This is a genomic window from Citrobacter sp. CK189, from assembly GCF_030333505.1.
Taxonomy (GTDB): Bacteria; Pseudomonadota; Gammaproteobacteria; order Enterobacterales; family Enterobacteriaceae; genus Citrobacter_B; species Citrobacter_B koseri.
Genome location: NZ_JAOWFV010000032.1, coordinates 1 through 22468 on the forward strand (window position 1 = coordinate 1; position 22468 = coordinate 22468).

21 protein-coding genes and 3 tRNA genes are annotated in these 22468 nt (G+C 55.0%); 21 read left to right on the plus strand and 3 right to left on the minus strand.

Going from position 1 to position 22468, the window contains the following annotated elements; translation table 11 throughout:
• Window position 1 precedes the first annotated feature (1 nt).
• The 3 genes from OGV83_RS01485 to OGV83_RS01495 all read left to right on the plus strand — a co-directional run bounded on the left by OGV83_RS01485 (window position 2) and on the right by OGV83_RS01495 (window position 277).
• Window positions 2–78 (plus strand) — tRNA-Met (locus OGV83_RS01485).
• A gap of 6 nt (window positions 79–84) precedes the next feature.
• Window positions 85–159 (plus strand) — tRNA-Gln (locus tag OGV83_RS01490).
• 43 nt (window positions 160–202) lie between these two features.
• Window positions 203–277 (plus strand) — tRNA-Gln (locus tag OGV83_RS01495).
• A 101-nt stretch (window positions 278–378) separates the two neighbouring features.
• On the opposite strand, the gene ubiF is transcribed toward OGV83_RS01495, so the two are convergent.
• The gene (ubiF, locus tag OGV83_RS01500; RefSeq protein ID WP_286463047.1) at window positions 379–1554 is read right to left on the minus strand and encodes a 3-demethoxyubiquinol 3-hydroxylase; all 1176 of its coding nucleotides are present in this window, start codon (window positions 1552–1554) and stop codon (window positions 379–381) included.
• A 145-nt stretch (window positions 1555–1699) separates the two neighbouring features.
• On the opposite strand from ubiF, the gene miaB reads away from it, so the two are divergent.
• The 10 genes from miaB (at window position 1700) to rihA (ending at window position 12036) form a co-directional block, all read left to right on the plus strand.
• Window positions 1700–3124, plus strand: coding sequence for a tRNA (N6-isopentenyl adenosine(37)-C2)-methylthiotransferase MiaB (gene miaB / locus OGV83_RS01505; protein WP_024130541.1), 1425 nt, complete (start codon window positions 1700–1702; stop codon window positions 3122–3124).
• Window positions 3125–3367: 243 nt separating this feature from the next.
• Window positions 3368–4420: a PhoH family protein gene (locus tag OGV83_RS01510; RefSeq protein ID WP_286463048.1), complete on the plus strand. Its 1053-nt coding sequence runs from the start codon at window positions 3368–3370 to the stop codon at window positions 4418–4420.
• Entirely contained in the window at window positions 4417–4884 is a 468-nt protein-coding gene (ybeY, locus tag OGV83_RS01515; protein ID WP_286463049.1) for an rRNA maturation RNase YbeY, read from the plus strand. Before OGV83_RS01510 ends, ybeY begins: the two co-directional genes overlap by 4 nt.
• A gap of 84 nt (window positions 4885–4968) precedes the next feature.
• Entirely contained in the window at window positions 4969–5847 is an 879-nt protein-coding gene (gene corC, locus OGV83_RS01520) for a CNNM family magnesium/cobalt transport protein CorC (RefSeq protein WP_024130542.1), read from the plus strand.
• Between the two features lie 24 nt (window positions 5848–5871).
• The gene (gene lnt, locus OGV83_RS01525; RefSeq protein ID WP_110494537.1) at window positions 5872–7410 is read left to right on the plus strand and encodes an apolipoprotein N-acyltransferase; all 1539 of its coding nucleotides are present in this window, start codon (window positions 5872–5874) and stop codon (window positions 7408–7410) included.
• 360 nt (window positions 7411–7770) lie between these two features.
• Window positions 7771–8679, plus strand: a complete 909-nt coding sequence (locus OGV83_RS01530; protein WP_286463050.1) for an amino acid ABC transporter substrate-binding protein — start codon at window positions 7771–7773, stop codon at window positions 8677–8679.
• A gap of 162 nt (window positions 8680–8841) precedes the next feature.
• On the plus strand, window positions 8842–9582 hold the full coding sequence (gene gltJ / locus OGV83_RS01535; protein WP_012133339.1) for a glutamate/aspartate ABC transporter permease GltJ: 741 nt from the start codon (window positions 8842–8844) through the stop codon (window positions 9580–9582).
• Window positions 9582–10256, plus strand: coding sequence for a glutamate/aspartate ABC transporter permease GltK (gltK, locus tag OGV83_RS01540; protein WP_012133340.1), 675 nt, complete (start codon window positions 9582–9584; stop codon window positions 10254–10256). Before gltJ ends, gltK begins: the two co-directional genes overlap by 1 nt.
• Window positions 10256–10981, plus strand: coding sequence for a glutamate/aspartate ABC transporter ATP-binding protein GltL (gltL, locus tag OGV83_RS01545; RefSeq protein ID WP_012133341.1), 726 nt, complete (start codon window positions 10256–10258; stop codon window positions 10979–10981). The genes gltK and gltL overlap by 1 nt, the downstream gene beginning before the upstream one ends.
• Before the next feature lie 116 nt (window positions 10982–11097).
• Window positions 11098–12036, plus strand: coding sequence for a pyrimidine-specific ribonucleoside hydrolase RihA (gene rihA / locus OGV83_RS01550; protein ID WP_199971362.1), 939 nt, complete (start codon window positions 11098–11100; stop codon window positions 12034–12036).
• Between the two features lie 93 nt (window positions 12037–12129).
• On the opposite strand, the gene OGV83_RS01555 is transcribed toward rihA, so the two are convergent.
• Complete coding sequence (locus OGV83_RS01555; RefSeq protein ID WP_012133343.1) at window positions 12130–12612, minus strand: zinc ribbon-containing protein; 483 nt, start codon at window positions 12610–12612, stop codon at window positions 12130–12132.
• A 235-nt stretch (window positions 12613–12847) separates the two neighbouring features.
• On the opposite strand from OGV83_RS01555, the gene leuS reads away from it, so the two are divergent.
• The 4 genes from leuS to nadD are packed head-to-tail and all read left to right on the plus strand — an operon-like array spanning window position 12848 to window position 17712.
• On the plus strand, window positions 12848–15430 hold the full coding sequence (gene leuS, locus OGV83_RS01560) for a leucine--tRNA ligase (RefSeq protein WP_024130545.1): 2583 nt from the start codon (window positions 12848–12850) through the stop codon (window positions 15428–15430).
• Window positions 15431–15444: 14 nt separating this feature from the next.
• Window positions 15445–16038: an LPS assembly lipoprotein LptE gene (gene lptE / locus OGV83_RS01565; RefSeq protein WP_024130546.1), complete on the plus strand. Its 594-nt coding sequence runs from the start codon at window positions 15445–15447 to the stop codon at window positions 16036–16038.
• Window positions 16038–17069 (plus strand): DNA polymerase III subunit delta, encoded by a 1032-nt coding sequence (gene holA / locus OGV83_RS01570; RefSeq protein ID WP_012133346.1) that lies wholly within the window; start codon window positions 16038–16040, stop codon window positions 17067–17069. The genes lptE and holA overlap by 1 nt, the downstream gene beginning before the upstream one ends.
• A gap of 1 nt (window position 17070) precedes the next feature.
• A complete protein-coding gene (gene nadD, locus OGV83_RS01575) occupies window positions 17071–17712 on the plus strand; it encodes a nicotinate-nucleotide adenylyltransferase (protein WP_024130547.1) in 642 nt (213 codons plus the stop codon).
• Here the strand turns inward: nadD and cobD are convergent.
• Complete coding sequence (gene cobD, locus OGV83_RS01580) at window positions 17687–18781, minus strand: threonine-phosphate decarboxylase CobD (RefSeq protein ID WP_012133348.1); 1095 nt, start codon at window positions 18779–18781, stop codon at window positions 17687–17689. The two genes, nadD and cobD, sit on opposite strands and share 26 nt — an antisense overlap.
• Window positions 18782–18875: 94 nt before the next feature.
• Here cobD and OGV83_RS01585 point away from each other — a divergent pair, with 94 nt between their 5' ends.
• The 4 genes from OGV83_RS01585 (at window position 18876) to mrdA (ending at window position 22466) form a co-directional block, all read left to right on the plus strand.
• The gene (locus OGV83_RS01585) at window positions 18876–19487 is read left to right on the plus strand and encodes an adenosylcobalamin/alpha-ribazole phosphatase (protein WP_047458183.1); all 612 of its coding nucleotides are present in this window, start codon (window positions 18876–18878) and stop codon (window positions 19485–19487) included.
• Between the two features lie 258 nt (window positions 19488–19745).
• Entirely contained in the window at window positions 19746–20063 is a 318-nt protein-coding gene (rsfS, locus tag OGV83_RS01590; protein ID WP_012133350.1) for a ribosome silencing factor, read from the plus strand.
• A 3-nt stretch (window positions 20064–20066) separates the two neighbouring features.
• Window positions 20067–20534 (plus strand): 23S rRNA (pseudouridine(1915)-N(3))-methyltransferase RlmH, encoded by a 468-nt coding sequence (gene rlmH, locus OGV83_RS01595; protein ID WP_003022725.1) that lies wholly within the window; start codon window positions 20067–20069, stop codon window positions 20532–20534.
• Between the two features lie 30 nt (window positions 20535–20564).
• On the plus strand, window positions 20565–22466 hold the full coding sequence (gene mrdA / locus OGV83_RS01600; RefSeq protein ID WP_012133351.1) for a peptidoglycan DD-transpeptidase MrdA: 1902 nt from the start codon (window positions 20565–20567) through the stop codon (window positions 22464–22466).
• Window positions 22467–22468 lie beyond the last annotated feature (2 nt).

Sequence of the window (22468 nt, forward strand, 5' to 3'; positions counted from 1 at the left end):
TGGCTACGTAGCTCAGTTGGTTAGAGCACATCACTCATAATGATGGGGTCACAGGTTCGAATCCCGTCGTAGCCACCAAATTCTTGGGGTATCGCCAAGCGGTAAGGCACCGGATTCTGATTCCGGCATTCCGAGGTTCGAATCCTCGTACCCCAGCCAAATTTGAAAGACGTTCGGATGACGAACGCAAAAACCCAACCATTGGGGTATCGCCAAGCGGTAAGGCACCGGATTCTGATTCCGGCATTCCGAGGTTCGAATCCTCGTACCCCAGCCACATTAAAAAAGCTCGCTTCGGCGAGCTTTTTGCTTTTCTGCTCGGCGCGCCGGGGGGCGGTGTAAGCCTGATAAGCGCAACGCTATCAGGCACAGAACATCCTACAACCCTAACGCATATTTCAGGGCCTGACGTTTCAACACGCCTGCGCGCTCTGCCGCCATCAATCCAATATTACGCATGATGCGCAGCGGCTGAAGATTATTGCTGAAACCGGCATAGAACAGATCCATCCCGCTTTGCATAATGAAGTTATCCGCCATACGGCGCGTCTGATAGCGTTTCAGCACCTGGTGACTGGCCCAGACCTCGCCATGACTGCGGGCGCTGATCAACACATCCAGCAGCGCATCCACATCACGATACCCCAGGTTTACCCCCTGCCCGGCTAATGGATGAATGGTATGCGCCGCATCCCCCACCAGCGCCAGACCAGGCTGTACGTATTGCAACGCATGGCGGCGCGTCAGCGGAAAAGCGCCTGCCGCAACCGGTGTGACCGCCCCCAAACGCGGCGGAAAATGTTGCATAATTTCCGCCTGCAACTGCGGCATACTCAGGTTTTGCAACTGGCGAATACGCGCCGGTGAGTCATACCACACCAGCGATGCCCAGTTGTCGAACAACGGTAAAAAGGCCCGTGGGCCGTCTGGCGTAAATTGCTGCCAGGTGCTGTCACCGGGATCGTTCTCACACTGTACGGTAATCAGCATACAGGACTGAGCATACTGCCAGGCATGAATGCCAATCCCCGCCAGCTGTCGTACCTGCGAGTTCGCACCGTCAGCGCCGATCACCAGTTTTGCGGTAAGACGCTCACCATCCGCCAGCTCCAGCTCATGTCGATCATTGTGGCGATGCAACGCAATCAGTGAAGCAGGCGCACGCAGCGTCACTTTCGGGTGCGCGTCCAGCGCCTGCCACAGCGCCTGTTGCAGCACGATATTCTCAACCATATAGCCAAGCAGCGGTAACTTAAGCTCGGCGGCGTCAAACACCACATGGGCGTTTTCCCACTCCCAGGTTTCCAGACGACGGTACGGATGGCTGCGCATCCCCTGCACCGCATCCCAGACGCCCAGGCCTTTAAGCAGCGACACCGACGCCGCGCTGATCGCTGAAATACGCACATCAGGCTGGCTGTCGGCCACAAACGGCGCAGGCTCAGCATGTTCAATCACCGTGACGGTAAATCCATGCTGCGCCAGTCCCAGCGCCAGCGCGCCACCGACCATCCCCCCGCCAACAATGGCAATTTCCGTTGGTTGATTTGTCATGGTCACTCATCCTGTTACGTTGATAAGACAAGTTTACAGGATTTTTTACCTCTAAGGGCTGATAAGCGTCATACTGGTCACAACCGCGCCAAAGCATTACACTATGCGCCCTGCAATTCAGCCACTATTTCGCAAGAGCAAGTCGATGACCAAAAAACTCCATATTAAAACCTGGGGCTGTCAGATGAACGAGTACGATTCATCGAAGATGGCCGATCTGCTGGATGCTACCCACGGGTATCAACTGACCGAGGTCGCGGAAGAAGCGGATGTGCTGCTGCTGAATACCTGCTCAATCCGCGAGAAGGCTCAGGAAAAAGTCTTCCATCAATTAGGCCGCTGGAAACTCTTAAAAGAGAAGAACCCGGACCTGATTATCGGCGTCGGCGGTTGCGTGGCCTCCCAGGAAGGCGACCACATCCGTCAACGTGCGCACTATGTCGATATTATTTTTGGCCCGCAAACGCTGCACCGCTTACCGGAAATGATCAACTCCGTTCGTGGCGACCGCAGCCCGGTGGTGGACATCAGCTTCCCGGAAATCGAGAAGTTCGACCGCCTGCCGGAACCGCGTGCGGAAGGCCCGACCGCGTTTGTCTCCATCATGGAAGGGTGTAATAAATACTGCACGTACTGTGTGGTGCCGTATACCCGTGGTGAAGAGGTCAGCCGTCCGTCTGACGACATCCTGTTTGAGATCGCCCAGCTTGCCGCTCAGGGCGTGCGTGAAGTCAACCTGCTCGGTCAGAACGTTAACGCCTGGCGCGGTGAAAACTACGACGGCACCACCGGCTCCTTTGCCGACCTGCTGCGTCTGGTTGCCGCCATCGACGGGATCGATCGCATCCGCTTCACCACCAGCCACCCGATCGAGTTCACCGACGACATCATCGAAGTTTACCGTGATACGCCGGAACTGGTGAGCTTCCTGCACCTGCCGGTACAGAGCGGCGCGGATCGCGTACTGAATCTGATGGGGCGTACCCACACGGCGCTGGAGTACAAAGCGATCATCCGTAAACTGCGCGCGGCGCGCCCGGATATTCAAATCAGCTCGGACTTCATCGTTGGCTTCCCTGGCGAAACGACTCAGGACTTCGAACAGACCATGAAGCTGATTGCCGACGTCAATTTCGACATGAGCTACAGCTTTATCTTCTCGGCGCGTCCGGGAACACCGGCGGCCGATATGGTTGACGATGTGCCGGAAGAAGAGAAAAAGCAGCGTCTGTATATTCTACAGGAGCGTATTAACCAGCAGGCGATGGCCTGGAGCCGTCGGATGCTCGGCACCGTCCAGCGTATTCTGGTGGAAGGCACCTCGCGTAAGAGCATTATGGAACTGTCAGGCCGTACCGAAAATAACCGCGTGGTGAACTTTGAAGGCACCCCGGAGATGATCGGTAAGTTTGTGGATGTGGAAATCACCGATGTCTACACCAACTCTCTGCGCGGCAAGGTTGTACGCACCGAAGATGAGATGGGGCTGCGCGTGGCTGAAACGCCGGAGTCAGTCATTGCCCGTACCCGTAAAGAAAACGAGATTGGCGTCGGTTTTTACCAGCCTTAATCCTGCTGAAAAGCGAAAAAATGCCCGATGGCGCTGCACTTATCGGGCCTACGGCACAATATGGTTCGTAGGCCGGATAAGGCACCTGTGCCGCCATCCGGCAAATAACAGACAGGCCTTGTAATTCCCCCCTACGCCCCCATCTTCATTGCAATGCTTGCGCCTTTATCCTGTGGCGTGAATAATTTCCTTATCTGCCGGTGAATTTTCATTTTCCGGCGACTCAGGCATAAGAGGAACAGTTTGAACATAGACACTCGCGAAATTACCCTTGAGCCCGCAGACAACGCCCGTCTGTTGAGCCTTTGCGGCCCGTTTGACGACAACATCAAACAACTGGAACGCCGTCTCGGCATCGAGATCAACCGTCGTGACAATCACTTTAAGCTGACCGGTCGCCCGATTTGCGTCACCGCCGCGGTAGATATCCTGCGCAGCCTGTACGTCGATACCGCCCCGATGCGCGGTCAGATTCAGGACATCGAGCCGGAACAAATCCACCTTGCGATTAAAGAAGCGCGCGTGCTGGAACAAAGCGCGGAGAGCGTTCCTGACTATGGCAAGGCGATAAATATTAAAACCAAGCGTGGCGTGATTAAGCCGCGCACGCCGAATCAGGCGCAGTACATCGCCAACATTCTCGATCACGACATTACTTTCGGCGTTGGCCCTGCCGGTACGGGGAAAACTTACCTCGCCGTTGCCGCTGCCGTGGACGCTCTTGAGCGTCAGGAAATTCGTCGTATTCTGCTGACCCGTCCGGCGGTGGAAGCCGGGGAAAAACTGGGCTTTCTGCCAGGCGACCTGAGCCAGAAGGTCGACCCGTATCTTCGCCCGCTGTACGACGCGCTGTTTGAGATGCTCGGCTTCGAGAAAGTAGAAAAGCTGATTGAGCGCAACGTCATTGAAGTCGCGCCGCTGGCCTATATGCGCGGTCGTACGCTGAACGACGCCTTTATTATTCTCGATGAGAGCCAGAACACCACCATCGAACAGATGAAGATGTTCCTGACGCGTATCGGCTTTAATTCGAAAGCGGTTATTACCGGTGACGTCACGCAGATTGACCTGCCGCGCAACACGAAGTCTGGCCTGCGCCATGCGATAGAAGTGCTGGCGGAAGTCGAAGAGATCAGCTTTAACTTCTTCCACAGCGAAGACGTGGTGCGCCATCCGGTGGTTGCCCGTATCGTTAACGCCTATGAAGCCTGGGAAGAAGCGGAGCAAAAACGCAAGGCAGCGCTGGCGGCAGAACGTAAGCGTGAAGCGCAGGAGCAGGAGCAGGAACAAAAATGAGTCAGGTGATCCTCGATTTACAACTGGCATGTGAAGACCATTCCGGCCTGCCGGAAGAGAGCCAGTTTCAGACGTGGCTGAATGCGGTGATCCCACAGTTTCAGGAAGAATCAGAAGTGACGATTCGCCTGGTGGATGAAGCCGAAAGCCACGATCTTAACCTGACCTACCGCGGGAAAGATAAGCCAACCAACGTGCTCTCTTTCCCGTTTGAAGCGCCGCCAGGTATGGAGATGCCGCTGCTGGGCGATCTGATCATCTGCCGCCAGGTGGTGGAGCAAGAAGCGAAAGAGCAAGATAAGCCGATGGAGGCCCACTGGGCGCATATGGTCGTGCACGGCAGCCTGCATTTGCTGGGCTACGACCATATCGAAGATGATGAAGCGGAAGAGATGGAAGCCCTCGAAACAGAGATTATGCTTGCTCTGGGCTATGAGGACCCGTACATTTCCGAGAAAGACTAAGTACGATGAACAAACATGCCGTCAGCCGTTAAGTATATGCATGACGAGCGACCTATTAACCAACATGAGAACCCATACGACGCCATGAGCGACGACAATTCACACAGTAGTGACACGTTAAACAGCAAAAAGGGATTTTTTTCCCTGTTACTGAGCCAACTTTTCCACGGTGAACCCAAAAACCGTGACGAACTGCTGGCGCTGATCCGTGATTCCGGGCAGAACGACCTTATCGATGAAGATACGCGCGATATGCTCGAAGGGGTGATGGACATTGCGGACCAGCGCGTTCGCGACATCATGATCCCCCGCTCCCAGATGATTACCCTGAAACGCAACCAGACGCTGGATGAGTGCCTTGATGTCATCATTGAGTCAGCACACTCGCGTTTCCCGGTCATCAGCGAAGACAAAGATCACATTGAAGGGATTCTGATGGCGAAGGATCTGCTGCCGTTTATGCGCAGCGATGCCGAAGCCTTCAGCATGGAAAAAGTGTTACGCCAGGCCGTTGTTGTCCCGGAGAGTAAGCGCGTTGACCGCATGCTCAAAGAGTTCCGCTCCCAGCGTTACCATATGGCGATCGTTATCGACGAGTTTGGCGGGGTGTCGGGTCTGGTGACCATTGAAGACATTCTCGAACTGATCGTGGGTGAAATTGAAGACGAGTATGATGAAGAAGACGATATCGACTTCCGTCAGCTCAGTCGCCACACCTGGACCATTCGCGCTCTCGCACCGATTGAAGACTTCAACGAAGCCTTCGGCACCAGCTTCAGCGATGAAGAGGTCGATACCATTGGCGGTCTGGTGATGCAGGCGTTCGGTCATCTACCTGCGCGCGGTGAGACCATTGACATTGATGGTTACCAGTTCAAAGTCGCTATGGCCGACAGCCGTCGTATTATTCAGGTTCATGTCAGAATACCGGATGACTCGCCCCAGCCTAAACTGGACGAATAAAACCAAAAGTGGACTAAAGACTAAATGGCATTTGCCTCACTGATTGAACGCCAGCGCATTCGCCTGCTGCTGGCGTTATTATTCGGCGCCTGCGGAACGCTGGCTTTTTCTCCGTATGACGTCTGGCCCGCCGCGCTTATCTCGCTTATGGGCCTACAGGCGTTAACCTTACACCGCCGCCCGCTCCAGTCGGCTGCTATCGGCTACTTCTGGGGGCTGGGACTCTTTGGCTCCGGCATCAACTGGGTCTACGTTAGTATCGCGCAGTTCGGTGGTATGCCCGGCCCGATAAACGTCTTCCTTGTGGTGCTGCTTGCCGCATACCTTTCCCTCTACACGGGCCTGTTTGCCGGTATTCTGTCGCGTCTGTGGCCGAAAACCACCTGGCTGCGCGTGGCGATCGCCGCCCCCGTAGTCTGGCAAATCACCGAGTTTCTGCGTGGCTGGGTACTGACCGGCTTCCCGTGGCTACAGTTCGGCTATAGCCAGATTGACGGCCCGCTAAAAGGGCTGGCGCCGGTGATGGGCGTTGAGGCCATCAACTTCCTGCTGATGATGGTCAGCGGCCTGCTGGTGCTGGCGGCAGTTACCCGCAACTGGCGTCCTCTGGTCGCCGCGCTGGTGTTATTTGCCCTGCCCTTCCCGCTGCGTTACATCCAGTGGTATACGCTGGAGCCGGAAAAAACCACGCAGGTCTCGCTGGTTCAGGGCGACATTCCCCAATCGCTGAAGTGGGATGAGAGTCAGCTTATCAATACGCTGAAAATCTATCTCGACGCCACCCAACCGGAAATGGGTAAATCGCAACTGATTATCTGGCCAGAGTCCGCCATTCCCGATCTGGAGATTAATCAGCAGCGTTTTCTGGGCATGATGGACGATCTGCTGAAATCCAAAAACAGCACGTTGATTACCGGCATCGTCGATGCGCGTCTGAACAAGCAGAACCGCTACGACACCTACAACACGATTATCACGCTGGGTAAAGACAGCCCGTACAGCTACGATTCCAGCAATCGCTACAACAAAAACCACCTGGTGCCGTTTGGCGAGTTCGTGCCGCTGGAGTCGATTCTGCGCCCGTTAGCGCCGTTCTTTGACCTGCCGATGTCCTCATTCAGCCGTGGGCCGTACATACAGCCACAGCTGCATGCGCATGGCTTTAAACTGACGGCGGCGATTTGCTACGAAATCATTCTGGGTGAACAGGTTCGGGACAATTTCCGCCCGGACACTGACTATCTGCTGACCATCTCTAACGACGCCTGGTTCGGAAAATCTATCGGCCCGTGGCAGCACTTCCAGATGGCGAGAATGCGTTCTCTGGAGCTGGCGCGCCCGCTGTTGCGCAGCACCAACAACGGCATTACGGCAGTCATTGGTCCGCAGGGTGAAATTCAGGCGATGATCCCGCAGTTTACCCGCGACGTGTTGACCACCCACGTTACGCCAACCCGTGGTTTAACGCCTTATGCCCGTACCGGCAACTGGCCGTTATGGTTGCTCACCGCGCTGATGGGCTTTGGCGCCGTGGTGATGAGCCTGCGTCAGCGCCGTAAATAATCTCCCTTATTACCGGGTAAGACGCGATGCGTCTTACCCGGCCTGGCTATATCCCTCCATTCTGGCACGCCTATTGCTTTGTTAAACAAGGTAAACCTTGTTTTGGCTATATGTGCAACCTGGTCGCACCAATATCGATCATCGGTAGCACCCAAACAGTGCAATGAAAGATTTTTGCCTCTAAACGGTGCGGCGCACTTCGCAAAAATAAACAATAAAGCAGCAAAATCTTTACATTCAGCCAAACTAAATGTTAACAAACACGCATAACACTGCACGCTCAAGTTGCAGACGATAACAACACAAACACTCACAATGGGTATCAATGCGTCGATGGCGCAGACGATAAAGGAGTTGGATATGCAATTACGTAAGCTAGCCACAGCAATGCTGGTCATGGGAATGTCTGCCGGTCTGGCACACGCGGAAGACGCCGCGCCGGCGGCGGGCAGTACGCTGGATAAAATCGCGAAGAATGGCATTATCGTCGTTGGCCACCGCGAGTCCTCCGTGCCGTTCTCTTACTACGACAACCAGCAAAAAGTGGTCGGTTATTCACAGGACTACTCCAACGCCATCGTTGAAGCCGTGAAGAAAAAGCTTAACAAACCTGACCTGCAGGTGAAGCTGATCCCAATTACCTCCCAGAACCGTATTCCACTGTTGCAAAACGGAACCTTCGACTTTGAATGTGGCTCCACCACCAACAACGTCGAACGCCAGAAACAAGCTGCGTTCTCTGACACCATTTTCATCGTCGGTACGCGTCTGCTGGCGAAAAAAGACGGCGATATTAAAGACTTCCCGGACCTGAAAGGAAAAGCGGTCGTGGTCACCTCCGGTACCACCTCTGAAATTCTGCTGCACAAGCTGAATGAAGAACAAAAAATGAATATGCGCATTATCAGCGCGAAAGACCACGGCGACTCCTTCCGTACGCTGGAAAGCGGTCGCGCCGTCGCCTTTATGATGGATGATGCCCTGCTGGCGGGTGAACGTGCGAAAGCCAAAAAACCAGACAACTGGGAGATCGTCGGTAAGCCGCAATCTCAGGAAGCCTACGGCTGTATGCTGCGTAAAAACGATCCTGAGTTTAAAACGCTGGTAGATAACACGATTGCCCAGGTGCAAACCTCAGGCGAAGCGGAAAAATGGTTTGATAAGTGGTTTAAAAACCCAATCCCGCCGAAAAACCTGAACATGAATTTCGAACTGTCCGACGAGATGAAGGCGCTGTTCAAAGAACCGAATGACAAAGCACTTAACTAACTAAAATAAATGGGGCGGGATCTCCTTGCCCTCTCGATTGTCATTCAGCACGGACAGACTATAAGCCTGATGGTCGTTCCCCATCAGGCCTGAAAACCGCAAAACGCTGGATAACAATCTTCGAGGGTAGCGCTGCTACCCTTTTTTTTCTGGAGTAGATTTATGTCAATAGACTGGAACTGGGGGATTTTTTTACAACAAGCCCCGTTCGGCAACACCACGTATCTCGGCTGGCTCTGGAGCGGCTTCCAGGTCACCGTCGCGTTATCCATCACCGCCTGGATTATTGCTTTCCTCGTCGGCTCGTTATTCGGCATTTTACGTACTGTACCTAACCGCTTCCTCTCGGGAATGGGGACGCTTTACGTGGAACTGTTTCGTAACGTCCCGCTGATTGTTCAGTTCTTTACCTGGTATCTGGTCGTGCCTGAGCTGTTGCCGGAAAATATCGGCATGTGGTTCAAGGCGGAACTGGACCCGAACATTCAATTTTTCCTCTCATCAATGATCTGTCTGGGGCTGTTTACCGCTGCGCGCGTCTGCGAGCAGGTACGCGCCGCGATTCAGTCGCTGCCTCGCGGGCAGAAAAACGCTGCGCTGGCGATGGGGCTGACGCTGCCTCAGGCTTATCGTTATGTTCTGCTACCGAACGCCTATCGGGTGATTGTCCCGCCGATGACCTCGGAAATGATGAACCTGGTGAAAAACTCCGCCATCGCATCGACCATTGGTCTGGTGGATATGGCGGCGCAGGCGGGCAAGCTGCTGGATTACTCCGCCCACGCCTGGGAGTCGTTCACCGCGATTACGCTGGCCTACGTGCTGATTAATGCCGTCATTATGCTGGTGATGAATCTGGTGGAACGTAAAGTCCGCCTGCCTGGCAATATGGGAGGCAAATAATGTACGAGTTTGACTGGAGTTCGATCGTTCCTTCCATGCCGTACTTGCTGGCCGGGCTGGTGATCACCCTGAAAATTACCGTCACCGCCGTGGTGATCGGGATTCTCTGGGGCACTATTCTGGCGGTAATGCGTCTCTCAAGTTTCGCCCCTGTCGCCTGGTTTGCGAAAGCTTACGTCAACGTTTTCCGCTCCATCCCGCTGGTGATGGTGCTGCTATGGTTCTACCTGATTGTGCCGGGGCTGTTGCAGGACGTACTGGGTATTTCGCCCAAAACGGATATTCGCCTGATTTCAGCGATGGTCGCGTTTTCCATGTTTGAAGCGGCGTATTACTCGGAGATTATCCGTGCGGGTATTCAGAGCATTTCACGCGGGCAGTCCAGCGCTGCGCTGGCGCTGGGGATGACCCACTGGCAGTCGATGAAGCTCATCATCCTGCCGCAGGCGTTCCGTGCGATGGTGCCGCTGCTGCTTACCCAGGGTATCGTACTGTTCCAGGATACCTCCCTGGTTTACGTGTTAAGCCTCGCGGATTTCTTCCGCACCGCCACCACCATTGGCGAGCGTGATGGTACGCAGGTCGAAATGATCCTGTTTGCCGGTGCCGTCTACTTTGTTATCAGCCTGAGCGCGTCGTTGTTGGTCAGCTATTTGAAGAAAAGGACAGTTTAATGATTACCCTGAAAAATGTTTCTAAATGGTATGGTCACTTTCAGGTGCTGACCGACTGCTCCACGGAAGTGAAAAAAGGTGAAGTGGTGGTAGTCTGCGGCCCGTCGGGTTCCGGTAAATCGACCCTGATCAAAACGGTGAACGGACTGGAACCGGTGCAACAGGGTGAAATCACCGTTGACGGCACCAAAGTGAATGACAAAAAAACGGATCTGGCGAAGCTCCGCTCGCGGGTCGGAATGGTGTTCCAGCACTTTGAACTATTCCCACATCTGTCGATCATTGAAAACCTGACGCTGGCGCAGGTGAAAGTGCTCAAACGCGGCAAAGCGCCCGCCCGTGAAAAAGCGCAGAAGTTGCTTGAGCGCGTAGGACTTTCGGCCCATGCCAATAAGTTCCCGGCGCAGCTTTCCGGCGGGCAGCAACAGCGTGTGGCAATCGCGCGCGCGCTGTGCATGGACCCTATCGCTATGCTGTTTGATGAACCAACATCCGCACTCGATCCTGAAATGATCAACGAAGTGCTGGACGTTATGGTCGAGCTGGCAAACGAAGGGATGACCATGATGGTCGTCACCCACGAAATGGGCTTTGCCCGTAAGGTGGCCAATCGGGTGATCTTTATGGACGAGGGGAAAATTGTCGAAGACTCGCCGAAAGAGGAGTTCTTTGCCAACCCGAAATCGGATCGCGCCAAAGACTTCCTGGCGAAGATCCTGCATTAATCCTTTCGGCGCGCACGACAGAGTGCGCGCCATATCACGCTTTATCTCTTCATATCTCGAATCGCACTCATCCCGGCGTTACCCTTGTCACAAAGTACCACTTACAAGGAGCAACAATGGCACTTCCAGTCCTTTTTGATTGCGATCCAGGTCATGACGACGCCATCGCAATTGTTCTCGCCCTCGCATCGCCTGAACTGGATGTGAAAGCGATCACCTCTTCCGCCGGTAACCAGACGCCTGACAAAACGCTGCGTAACGTATTGCGTATGCTGACGCTACTGGGGCGTACCGATATTCCTGTCGCGGGCGGCGCGATAAAACCGCTGATGCGCGATCTGATCATCGCCGATAACGTACACGGCGAAAGCGGACTGGACGGCCCGGCGCTACCGGAGCCGTCATTTGCGCCGCAGACCTGCACCGCCGTTGAGCTGATGGCGAAAACCCTGCGCGAAAGCCCGGAACCGGTAACCATCGTCGCCACCGGGCCGCAAACCAACGTCGCCTTGCTGCTGAACAGCCATCCAGAATTGCACCGTAAAATCGCCCGTATTGTGATCATGGGCGGCGCGATGGGATTAGGTAACTGGACGCCAGCGGCAGAATTCAATATTTACGTTGACCCCGAGGCGGCAGAGATTGTTTTCCAGTCAGGGATTCCCATGGTGATGGCCGGGCTGGACGTAACGCACAAGGCGCAGATTCACGCTGAAGATACCGAGCGTTTCCGGGCGATAGGCAATCCTGTTTCCACGATCGTGGCAGAGCTGCTGGATTTCTTCCTCGAATATCACAAAGACGAAAAGTGGGGCTTTATCGGCGCGCCGTTGCATGACCCTTGCACCATCGCCTGGCTGCTAAAACCCGAGCTTTTCACCACCGTTGAACGTTGGGTCGGCGTGGAGACTCAGGGGAAATACACCCAGGGAATGACGGTCGTGGATTATTACTTCCTGACGGGCAATAAACCGAATGCGACGGTGATGGTCGATATCGACCGGCAGGGCTTTGTGGATTTACTGGCGGAGAGGCTGGCGTTCTACGCATCATAACCAGCCGGATGGCGCTAACGCTTATCCGGCCTACATCAGCGTACAATTTGTAGGCCGGATAAGACGCTTCGCATCACCATCCGGCACTGCCGATTACGGCTCAAACGGTCTGCGCTGGAACTGGTCGTGGCCGCATTTCGGGCACAGCGGCAGTACATCCGGCGTATACACCGCTAAATGGTAATGACACTTCTCGCACACAAGGTTGCCTAAGCCGACCACCTCGCCGCTGTGGTAGACCCCGTGGTGATTGAGATCCTGGAACACTTCGCGCCACTCCAGTTGCGTTTTGTCGGTGATGTCCGCCAGCTCCTGCCAGAGGCTCTCTTTAATCACCCGCATAAAGACGCTGTCGCTCTCCTCTTCCTGGCTCTCCTCGTAGCTCATGGCGAACTCTTCCAGGTCGCGTCTGACGGCGCGCGTCAGTTCGTCCACCTCGATTCGCGTTAACTCCCCTGCTTTCATTACGCTCTGACGCGCCTGTTCCACCAGCGCGTCAATATCGCGTTCGCCATTACGCAGGCGTTCGCTTAATGACGTCACCAGTTCACGGTAATATTGAGCAACCTTGTTCATCGCTTCGCCTCCTGGGTCGTTAACTGTCTATAATAATAGACGTTATTTACGCCGCGCTTTGCAAGACCGCCCACAGAGTGTGTAAATTCATGCAAGGATTAGCATGGCGGGAATTCAATGCAGAATGCGCGAAAGGCTGTTTTGGCGCGGGCGTTTGGGCTATGCTATGCGGATCTGAAACACCACATCTAACGCTACGTTTGTAGCCGTAATGAAAACAGGACCACTGGCTGCCATGCAAGAGCAATACCGCCCGGAAGAGATAGAATCAAAAGTCCAGCAACACTGGGACGAGAAGCGCACCTTTGAAGTAACCGAAGACGAGAGCAAAGAGAAGTATTACTGCCTGTCGATGCTTCCCTATCCTTCTGGTCGACTACACATGGGCCATGTGCGTAACTACACCATCGGTGATGTGATTGCCCGCTACCAGCGCATGCTGGGTAAAAACGTTCTACAGCCCATCGGCTGGGATGCATTCGGTCTGCCTGCTGAAGGCGCGGCGGTGAAAAACAACACGGCGCCGGCGCCGTGGACCTATGACAACATCGCCTATATGAAAAACCAGCTCAAAATGCTGGGCTTCGGCTATGACTGGAGCCGCGAGCTGGCGACCTGCACCCCGGAATACTACCGTTGGGAGCAGAAATTCTTCACCGAGCTGTATAAAAAAGGCCTGGTGTACAAAAAGACCTCTGCGGTGAACTGGTGCCCGAACGACCAGACCGTACTGGCGAACGAGCAGGTTATCGACGGCTGCTGCTGGCGCTGCGACACCAAAGTTGAGCGTAAAGAGATCCCGCAGTGGTTCATTAAGATCACCGCCTACGCTGACGAACTGCTGAACGATCTGGATAAACTGGATCACTGGCCAGACACCGTTAAAACCATGCAGCGTAACTGGATCGGCCGTTCTGAAGGCGTCGAGATCACCTTTGACGTGAACGGCTACGACAATACGCTGACGGTGTACACCACGCGTCCAGACACGTTCATGGGCGCCACTTACCTGGCGGTCGCCGCAGGTCATCCGCTGGCGCAGAAAGCGGCTGCCAACAACCCGGAACTGGCTGCCTTTATCGACGAATGCCGCAACACCAAAGTGGCGGAAGCCGATATGGCGACGATGGAGAAAAAAGGCGTCGACACCGGTTTTAAAGCCATTCACCCGCTGACCGGCGAAGCGATCCCGGTATGGGCCGCCAACTTCGTGCTGATGGAATACGGTACCGGTGCGGTCATGGCCGTTCCGGGCCACGATCAGCGTGACTACGAATTTGCCACCAAATATGGCCTGACCATCAAGCCGGTTATCCTGGCGGCTGACGGCTCTGAACCGGATCTGTCCGAGCAGGCGCTGACCGAGAAAGGCGTACTGTTTAACTCCGGCGAATTTAACGGTCTGGGCTTTGAAGACGCCTTCAACGCGATTGCCGATAAACTGGCGGCAAAAGGCGTCGGCGAGCGAAAAGTCAACTACCGTCTGCGCGACTGGGGCGTTTCCCGTCAGCGTTACTGGGGCGCGCCGATTCCGATGGTGACTCTGGAAGACGGCACCGTTCTGCCGACCCCGGAAGATCAACTGCCGGTCATCCTGCCGGAAGACGTCGTCATGGACGGCATCACCAGCCCGATCAAAGCCGATCCTGAGTGGGCGAAAACCACCGTTAACGGTCAGCCAGCGCTGCGTGAAACCGACACCTTTGACACCTTTATGGAGTCCTCCTGGTACTACGCGCGCTACACCTGCCCGCAGTACAACGAAGGGATGCTGGACCCGGAAGCAGCAAATTACTGGCTGCCGGTCGATATCTACATCGGCGGTATTGAACACGCGATCATGCACCTGCTCTACTTCCGCTTCTTCCACAAGCTGATGCGCGACGCAGGCATGGTGAACTCTGACGAACCGGCGAAACAGCTGCTGTGCCAGGGTATGGTGCTGGCAGACGCGTTCTACTATGTAGGCGAAAACGGCGAGCGTAACTGGGTCTCCCCGGTTGATGCCATCGTTGAGCGCGACGAGAAAGGCCGCATCGTTAAGGCGAAAGACGCGGCGGGCCATGAGCTGGTGTACACCGGCATGAGCAAGATGTCCAAGTCCAAAAACAACGGCATCGACCCGCAGGTAATGGTTGAGCGTTACGGCGCGGACACCGTGCGTCTGTTCATGATGTTTGCTTCCCCGGCCGATATGACGCTGGAATGGCAGGAATCTGGCGTGGAAGGGGCAAACCGCTTCCTGAAACGCGTCTGGAAACTGGTCTATGAGCACACCGCGAAAGGCGAGGTTGCGGCACTGAACGTCGATGCGCTGAGCGAAGATCAGAAAGCGCTGCGTCGCGACGTCCACAAAACCATCGCGAAAGTGACCGATGATATCGGCCGCCGTCAGACCTTCAACACCGCGATTGCCGCAATCATGGAGCTGATGAACAAACTGGCGAAAGCGCCGCAGGAAGGCGAGCAGGATCGCGCCCTGATGCAGGAAGCGCTGCTGGCTGTCGTGCGTATGCTCAACCCGTTCACCCCACATGCCTGCTTCACGCTGTGGGAAGCGCTGAAAGGCGAAGGCGATATCGATAACGCGCCGTGGCCGGTCGCTGACGACAAAGCAATGGTAGAAGACTCTACGTTGGTTGTGGTTCAGGTGAACGGTAAAGTCCGTGGCAAAATCACCGTACCGGTGAACGCCACTGAAGAACAGGTTCGTGAACGTGCTGGCCAGGAACATTTGGTCGCAAAATATCTTGATGGCGTTACCGTGCGTAAAGTGATTTACGTTCCGGGTAAACTCCTCAATTTGGTCGTTGGCTAAGCGCGGGAGGAAGCGTGCGACATCTGACAACATTGTTGTTATCCCTGGCGGTGCTGGTCACCGCTGGGTGCGGCTGGCACCTGCGTAGCACTACGCAGGTACCCAGCACGATGAAAACTATGATTCTTGATACAAGCGATCCGAATGGACCATTAAGCCGGGCGGTACGTAACCAACTGCGTCTTAACAATATTGAATTGCTTGAAAAAGATACAACGCGCCAGGATGTTCCGTCACTGCGCCTTGGCCGGACCAGTATCTCTAAAGATACCGCCTCCGTGTTCCAGGATGGCCGTACGGCGGAATACCAGATGGTCATGAGCGTCAGTGCAAGCGTTCTGATCCCGGGTCATGATATTTATCCGATCAGCACGAAAGTGTACCGTTCATTCTTTGATAACCCGCAAACCGCGCTGGCGAAGGATAATGAACAGGATATGATCATCAAAGAGATGTATGACAAAGCGGCCGAACAGTTGATTCGCAAGCTGCCGAGTATCCATGTCGCTGATGCTCAGTCATCCCAGGAAAACGCGGACGCCGCTGAAAATACCACGGCGACGCCAGCATCTTCCCCGGCACGCGTGTCCACCACGCTGGGTAACTGATGATCCGGTTGTACCCTGAACAACTCCGCGCACAGCTCAATGAAGGGCTGCGCGCGGCGTATTTGCTCCTGGGCAACGACCCTCTCTTGTTGCAGGAAAGCCAGGACGCTATTCGTCTGACGGCCGCTGCGCAAGGGTTCGAAGAACACCACGCCTTTACGATCGACACCAGCACCGACTGGGGAACTCTGTTCTCACAGTGTCAGGCAATGAGCCTGTTTGCCAGCCGTCAAACGCTGCTGTTATTGCTACCGGAAAATGGCCCGAATGCGGCGATCAATGAACAGCTCGCAACGCTCAGCGGTTTGCTGCATGACGACCTGCTGCTGATCGTGCGCGGAAACAAGCTCACCAAAGCCCAGGAAAACGCCGCCTGGTATACCTCGCTGGCGGGCACTGGCGTGCAGGTAAGCTGTCAGACGCCGGAGCAGGCGCAGCTACCGCGCTGGGTTGCCGCCAGAGCAAAGCAGAATAATTTGCAACTGGATGACGCCGCGAATCAGCTGCTGTGTTATTGCTACGAAGGCAACCTGCTGGCGCTGGCGCAGGCGCTGGAGCGGCTTTCACTCCTCTGGCCTGACGGTAAGCTCACGCTTCCACGCGTAGAGCAGGCCGTCAACGACGCGGCGCACTTCACGCCATACCATTGGGTGGATGCGTTATTGATGGGCAAAAGCAAACGCGCCCTGCATATTTTGCAGCAACTGCGCCTTGAGGGCAGTGAGCCCGTGATCCTGCTGCGCACCCTGCAACGCGAATTACTGATGCTGGTTAACCTTAAACGGCAATCCGCCCATACGCCTCTGCGCACGCTGTTTGATAAACATCGGGTATGGCAAAACCGTCGCGGCATGATTGGCGATGCGTTGAATCGCCTCCAGCAAACCCAGCTTCGCCAGGCAGTGCAACTGTTGACGCGGACGGAAATTACGCTAAAACAAGATTATGGACAGTCAGTGTGGGCTGAGCTGGAGGGGCTTTCTCTTCTTCTCTGCCACAAAGCGCTGGCAGATGTTTTTATTGATGGTTGATATGAAATCGTTACAGGCTCTGTTCGGCGGCACCTTTGATCCCGTGCATTATGGTCATCTCAAGCCCGTGGAAACGCTGGCCAATCTGATTGGCCTGTCGCGGGTGATTATCATGCCCAATAACGTACCGCCTCATCGTCCACAGCCTGAAGCGTCCAGCGCACAGCGTAAATATATGCTTGAGCTGGCTATCGCCGACAAACCGCTGTTTATCCTGGATGAGCGCGAACTCAAACGCGATACCGCCTCTTACACCGCGCAAACGCTGAAAGAGTGGCGGGAAGAGCAAGGCCCGGACGCGCCGCTGGCGTTTATCATCGGCCAGGACTCCTTACTGACGTTCCCGACCTGGCACGACTATGAAACCATTCTGGACAACACTCACCTGATCGTTTGCCGACGCCCCGGCTACCCGCTTGAGATGGTGAAAGAGCAACATCAGCAGTGGCTGGAGCGCCATTTAACCCATACGCCGGACGATCTGCACGCGCTCCCGGCGGGTAAAATTTATCTGGCTGAAACGCCCTGGTTCAATATTTCCGCCACCCTTATCCGCGAGCGGCTGGAGAAAGGCGAACCGTGCGACGATCTCATGCCGGAATCCGTCCTGAACTACATCAACCAGCAAGGGTTGTATCGGTAAAGACTTCCGCCAGCGCCGTCAGCAGGCGGCTGTTCTCTTCCTGACTGCGAATCGCCACCCGGTAATAACGCGCGTCAAGCCCCGGATAGTTAGCACAGCTGCGGATCAGAATGTGCTTCTCCAGCAAGGCGCGTTGCAAATCCAGACCTTCCCGCTCACAGCGTAATAAAAGATAATTCGCCCGACCGGGATAAACCGTTAGCTCAGGAAACGCATGTAACCGCTGACGGAAGCGTTGTCCCTCCTCCGCCAGCCACTGCCAGGTCGCCTGGTGATAGGCGGCATCCTGCAAGATAACCTCTCCGGCCAGCGCCGCAAACGCGTTGATTGACCAGGGCATCTGTTGCGCTCTCATTTGCGCGACCGCCTGCTCGTCGCTGTTCACCAGATAGCCCAGCCGCAGCCCCGGAATGGCGTAAAATTTGGTGAGCGAACGCAGCACCCAGATATGCGGGTTGCCCTGCAACAGCGGAATAAAGCCCTCTTCACCCGGAATAAAATCGATAAACGCCTCATCCAGGATCAGCGCGATCCCCTGCGTCTTACAGCGTTCCGCAATAGCCAGTAACAGTTCGCGGGCAGGCAGGAGTCCGGTTGGATTATTTGGCGTACAGAGAAACAGGCAGTCCAGATCCGGGGTCAGCGCATTCAGAATGGCGTCCGTGAGTTGCCAGCCATCGGCTTCGCGAAGCGCAAATTCATGTATCTCACACGCGCCCCACTGTAGCGCACGGCGATACTCGGCAAAGCCCGGCGTGACGATCATGGCATGACGCGGCTTCAGCCCGTGAACCAGCGTGAAGATGGATTCCGTCTCGCCATTTCCGGCCAGGAGCCATGACGCGGGGATCTGATGGTGCTGCGCCAGTGCCTGGTGCAGATGCTGATAATCCACATCAGGATACCGCTCCGCGCAGGTAAGATTGTCGATAAGCGCGCGTTTTAAGCGCCCTGGCATACCCAGAGGATTAATATTTGCGCTAAAATCCAGCAACTGTTCAGGCGAGATGCCCAACAATGCGGCGGCTTCCCGGGTGTTACCGCCATGCGCACTCTTCAGTAAAGGCATCTTGCCTCCGATAAAAAGTCTATTTTAGTGAAAAAGCGCTGCGCAATCAGGGTGAATATCATATTTTGCGCGAATACGTATCACGAGGAAAAACATGCGACTCTGGTTAGTTCGTCATGGGGAAACCGAAGCCAATGTAGCCGGATTATACAGCGGCCACGCCCCCACTCCGCTGACAGAAAAAGGGATAGCCCAGGCGCAAACGTTGAATAACCTGCTGCGCAATGTCCCCTTCGACAACGTATTCTGTAGCGAACTGGAACGCGCCCGCCACACGGCGCGGCTGGTGCTTCACGACCGCGACGTGCCGCAGCGCCTGTTCCCGGAGCTTAACGAGATGTTTTTTGGCGACTGGGAGATGCGTCATCACCGCGATCTGAGCCGCGAAGACGCGGCAAGTTACGCGGCCTGGTGTACCGACTGGCAGAACGCCGTCCCGACCAATGGGGAAGGCTTCCAGGCATTCTCACAACGCGTAGAGCGTTTTATTGCACAACTTGCTGATTATAAAGATAATAAGAATCTGTTGGTCGTGAGCCATCAGGGGGTTCTGAGTCTCATGATCGCGCGATTATTGTCCATGCCCGCCGCCTCATTATGGCATTTCAGGGTTGATCAAGGATGCTGGAGCGCCATTGATTTTTGTGAAGATTTCGCCACGCTGAAGGTGTTAAACAGTCGGGCCGTCTGGCATCACGGCGAGTGATATTTCTGTTTTTTCTCCTCGGGGGCGTTTCGACCATTGACACCCCCTGACAGGCTGCTATCCTCCGCGCCAGACTTCTCCCGCCCTTCAGAGCTTTGCAGAAATTGTTTTACAAAAATGGCGATGCAATCTGTTGTGCGGGATGGGATGATAACCCACTTTTAAACGCCCGTTGATGACATTAGTCCCGACATCGCCTCGGGTTCAGGTATACTGACAGGCTTATTTATATTCATCCGTAATACCCAGGGGGAAAACTTGCAGGGTAAAGCACTCCAGGATTTTGTAATCGACAAAATTGATGACCTGAAAGGTCAGGACATCATCACCTTAGATGTTCAGGGTAAATCCAGTATCACCGACTGCATGATTATCTGCACCGGTACATCCAGCCGTCACGTTATGTCTATTGCTGACCACGTTGTACAGGAATCTCGCGCGGCAGGCATGTTGCCGCTTGGCGTTGAAGGTGAAAGCGTAGCCGACTGGATTGTCGTTGACCTGGGTGATGTGATTGTCCATGTCATGCAGGAAGAGAGCCGTCGCCTGTATGAACTGGAAAAACTCTGGAGTTAATGCGTGAAGCTTCAACTTGTCGCTGTCGGTACGAAAATGCCCGACTGGGTACAAACCGGTTTTACGGAGTATCTCCGGCGTTTTCCTAAAGACATGCCGTTTGAGCTGATCGAAATTCCAGCGGGCAAACGCGGCAAGAACGCGGATATTAAACGTATTCTCGATAAAGAGGGTGAGCAGATGCTGGCGGCCGCAGGCAAAAACCGTATCGTCACCCTTGATATCCCAGGGAAACCCTGGGACACGCCGCAGCTGGCGACTGAGCTGGAGCGCTGGAAGCTGGATGGTCGCGACGTCAGTCTCCTGATTGGCGGCCCTGAGGGGTTGTCTCCGGCCTGTAAAGCGGCGGCGGAACAAAGCTGGTCACTTTCTGCGTTAACCCTCCCTCACCCGCTGGTTCGGGTGCTGGTGGCAGAGAGTCTGTACCGGGCGTGGAGTATTACCACCAACCACCCTTATCACCGTGAGTGATTATTAAGCCTTGAGTAGATTAAGCAGCGGATGAAACTACAGAATTCTTTTCGCGACTATACGGCTGAGTCCGCGCTGTTCGTGCGCCGGGCGCTGGTCGCTTTTTTGGGTATTTTGCTGCTGACCGGCGTGCTCATCGCCAACCTTTATAATCTGCAAATCGTGCGTTTTACCGATTACCAGACCCGCTCGAACGAAAACCGCATCAAACTGGTCCCTATCGCCCCCAGCCGTGGGATCATCTATGACCGTAACGGCATCCCCCTCGCCCTCAACCGCACTATTTATCAGATAGAAATGATGCCGGAGAAGGTCGATAACGTTCAGCAAACGCTGGATGCGTTACGCAGCGTGGTCGATTTGAACGACGATGACATTGCCGCGTTCAAGAAAGAGCGCGCACGTTCACACCGTTTTACCTCTATTCCCGTCAAAACGAACCTGACCGAAGTGCAGGTCGCGCGTTTTGCCGTCAATCAGTACCGTTTTCCTGGCGTGGAAGTGAAAGGCTACAAGCGCCGCTACTATCCTTACAACTCCGCGCTGACCCACGTCATCGGCTACGTTTCGAAGATTAACGATAAAGACGTCGAACGCCTTGATAAAGACGGTAAGCTGGCCAACTACGCCGCCACGCACGATATCGGCAAGCTGGGGATTGAGCGCTATTACGAAGAGGTGCTGCACGGCCAAACGGGTTATGAAGAGGTTGAAGTTAACAACCGTGGCCGCGTCATCCGTCAGCTTAAAGAGGTGCCGCCGCAGGCCGGGCATGACATCCATCTCACAATTGACCTGAAACTCCAGCAATATATTGAAACGCTGCTGGCGGGCAGCCGCGCCGCTGTGATCGTAACCGACCCACGGACAGGCGGCGTACTGGCGCTGGTTTCCATGCCGAGCTACGACCCGAACCTGTTTGTGGATGGCATCTCCAGCAAAGATTACTCAGGGTTGCTCAACGACCCGAATACGCCGCTGGTTAACCGGGCGACGCAAGGTGTTTACCCGCCGGCCTCAACGGTCAAACCGTATGTCGCGGTGTCCGCTTTAAGCGCTGGGGTGATCACCCGTAATACCAGCCTGTTCGACCCCGGATGGTGGCAGTTGCCGGGTTCTGAGAAGCGTTACCGCGACTGGAAAAAATGGGGTCACGGTCATCTGAATATCACCAAATCCCTTGAAGAGTCAGCGGATACCTTCTTCTACCAGGTGGCCTATGACATGGGGATAGACCGACTCTCCGAGTGGATGAGCAAATTTGGATACGGGGAATATACCGGCATCGATCTGGCTGAAGAGCGTTCCGGCAATATGCCAACCCGTGAATGGAAGCAAAAACGCTTTAAAAAGCCGTGGTATCAGGGCGATACCATCCCGGTGGGCATCGGCCAGGGTTACTGGACGGCAACCCCGATCCAGATGAGCAAAGCGCTGATGATCCTGATTAACGACGGGGTGGTAAAAGTGCCGCATCTGCTGATGAGCACGGCAGAGAATGGCAAACAGGTGCCGTGGGTACAGCCGCACGAACCGCCTGTCGGCGATATTCACTCCGGTTACTGGGAAATCGCCAAAGACGGCATGTACGGCGTCGCAAACCGCGCGAACGGCACTGCGCATAAATATTTCGCCAGCGCGCCGTATAAAATCGCCGCGAAGTCTGGTACGGCGCAGGTCTTTGGCCTGAAAGCCAACGAAACCTACAACGCGCACAAAATTGCTGAACGACTACGCGACCATAAACTGATGACGGCATTCGCGCCGTATAACAATCCCCAGGTTGCTGTCGCCATAATCCTGGAAAACGGCGGCGCGGGCCCGGCTGTCGGTACAATCATGCGTCAGATTCTTGACCACATCATGTTGGGCGACAACAACACCAATTTGCCTGCGGAAAACCCGGCGGTTGCAGCGGCGGAGGACCAATAATC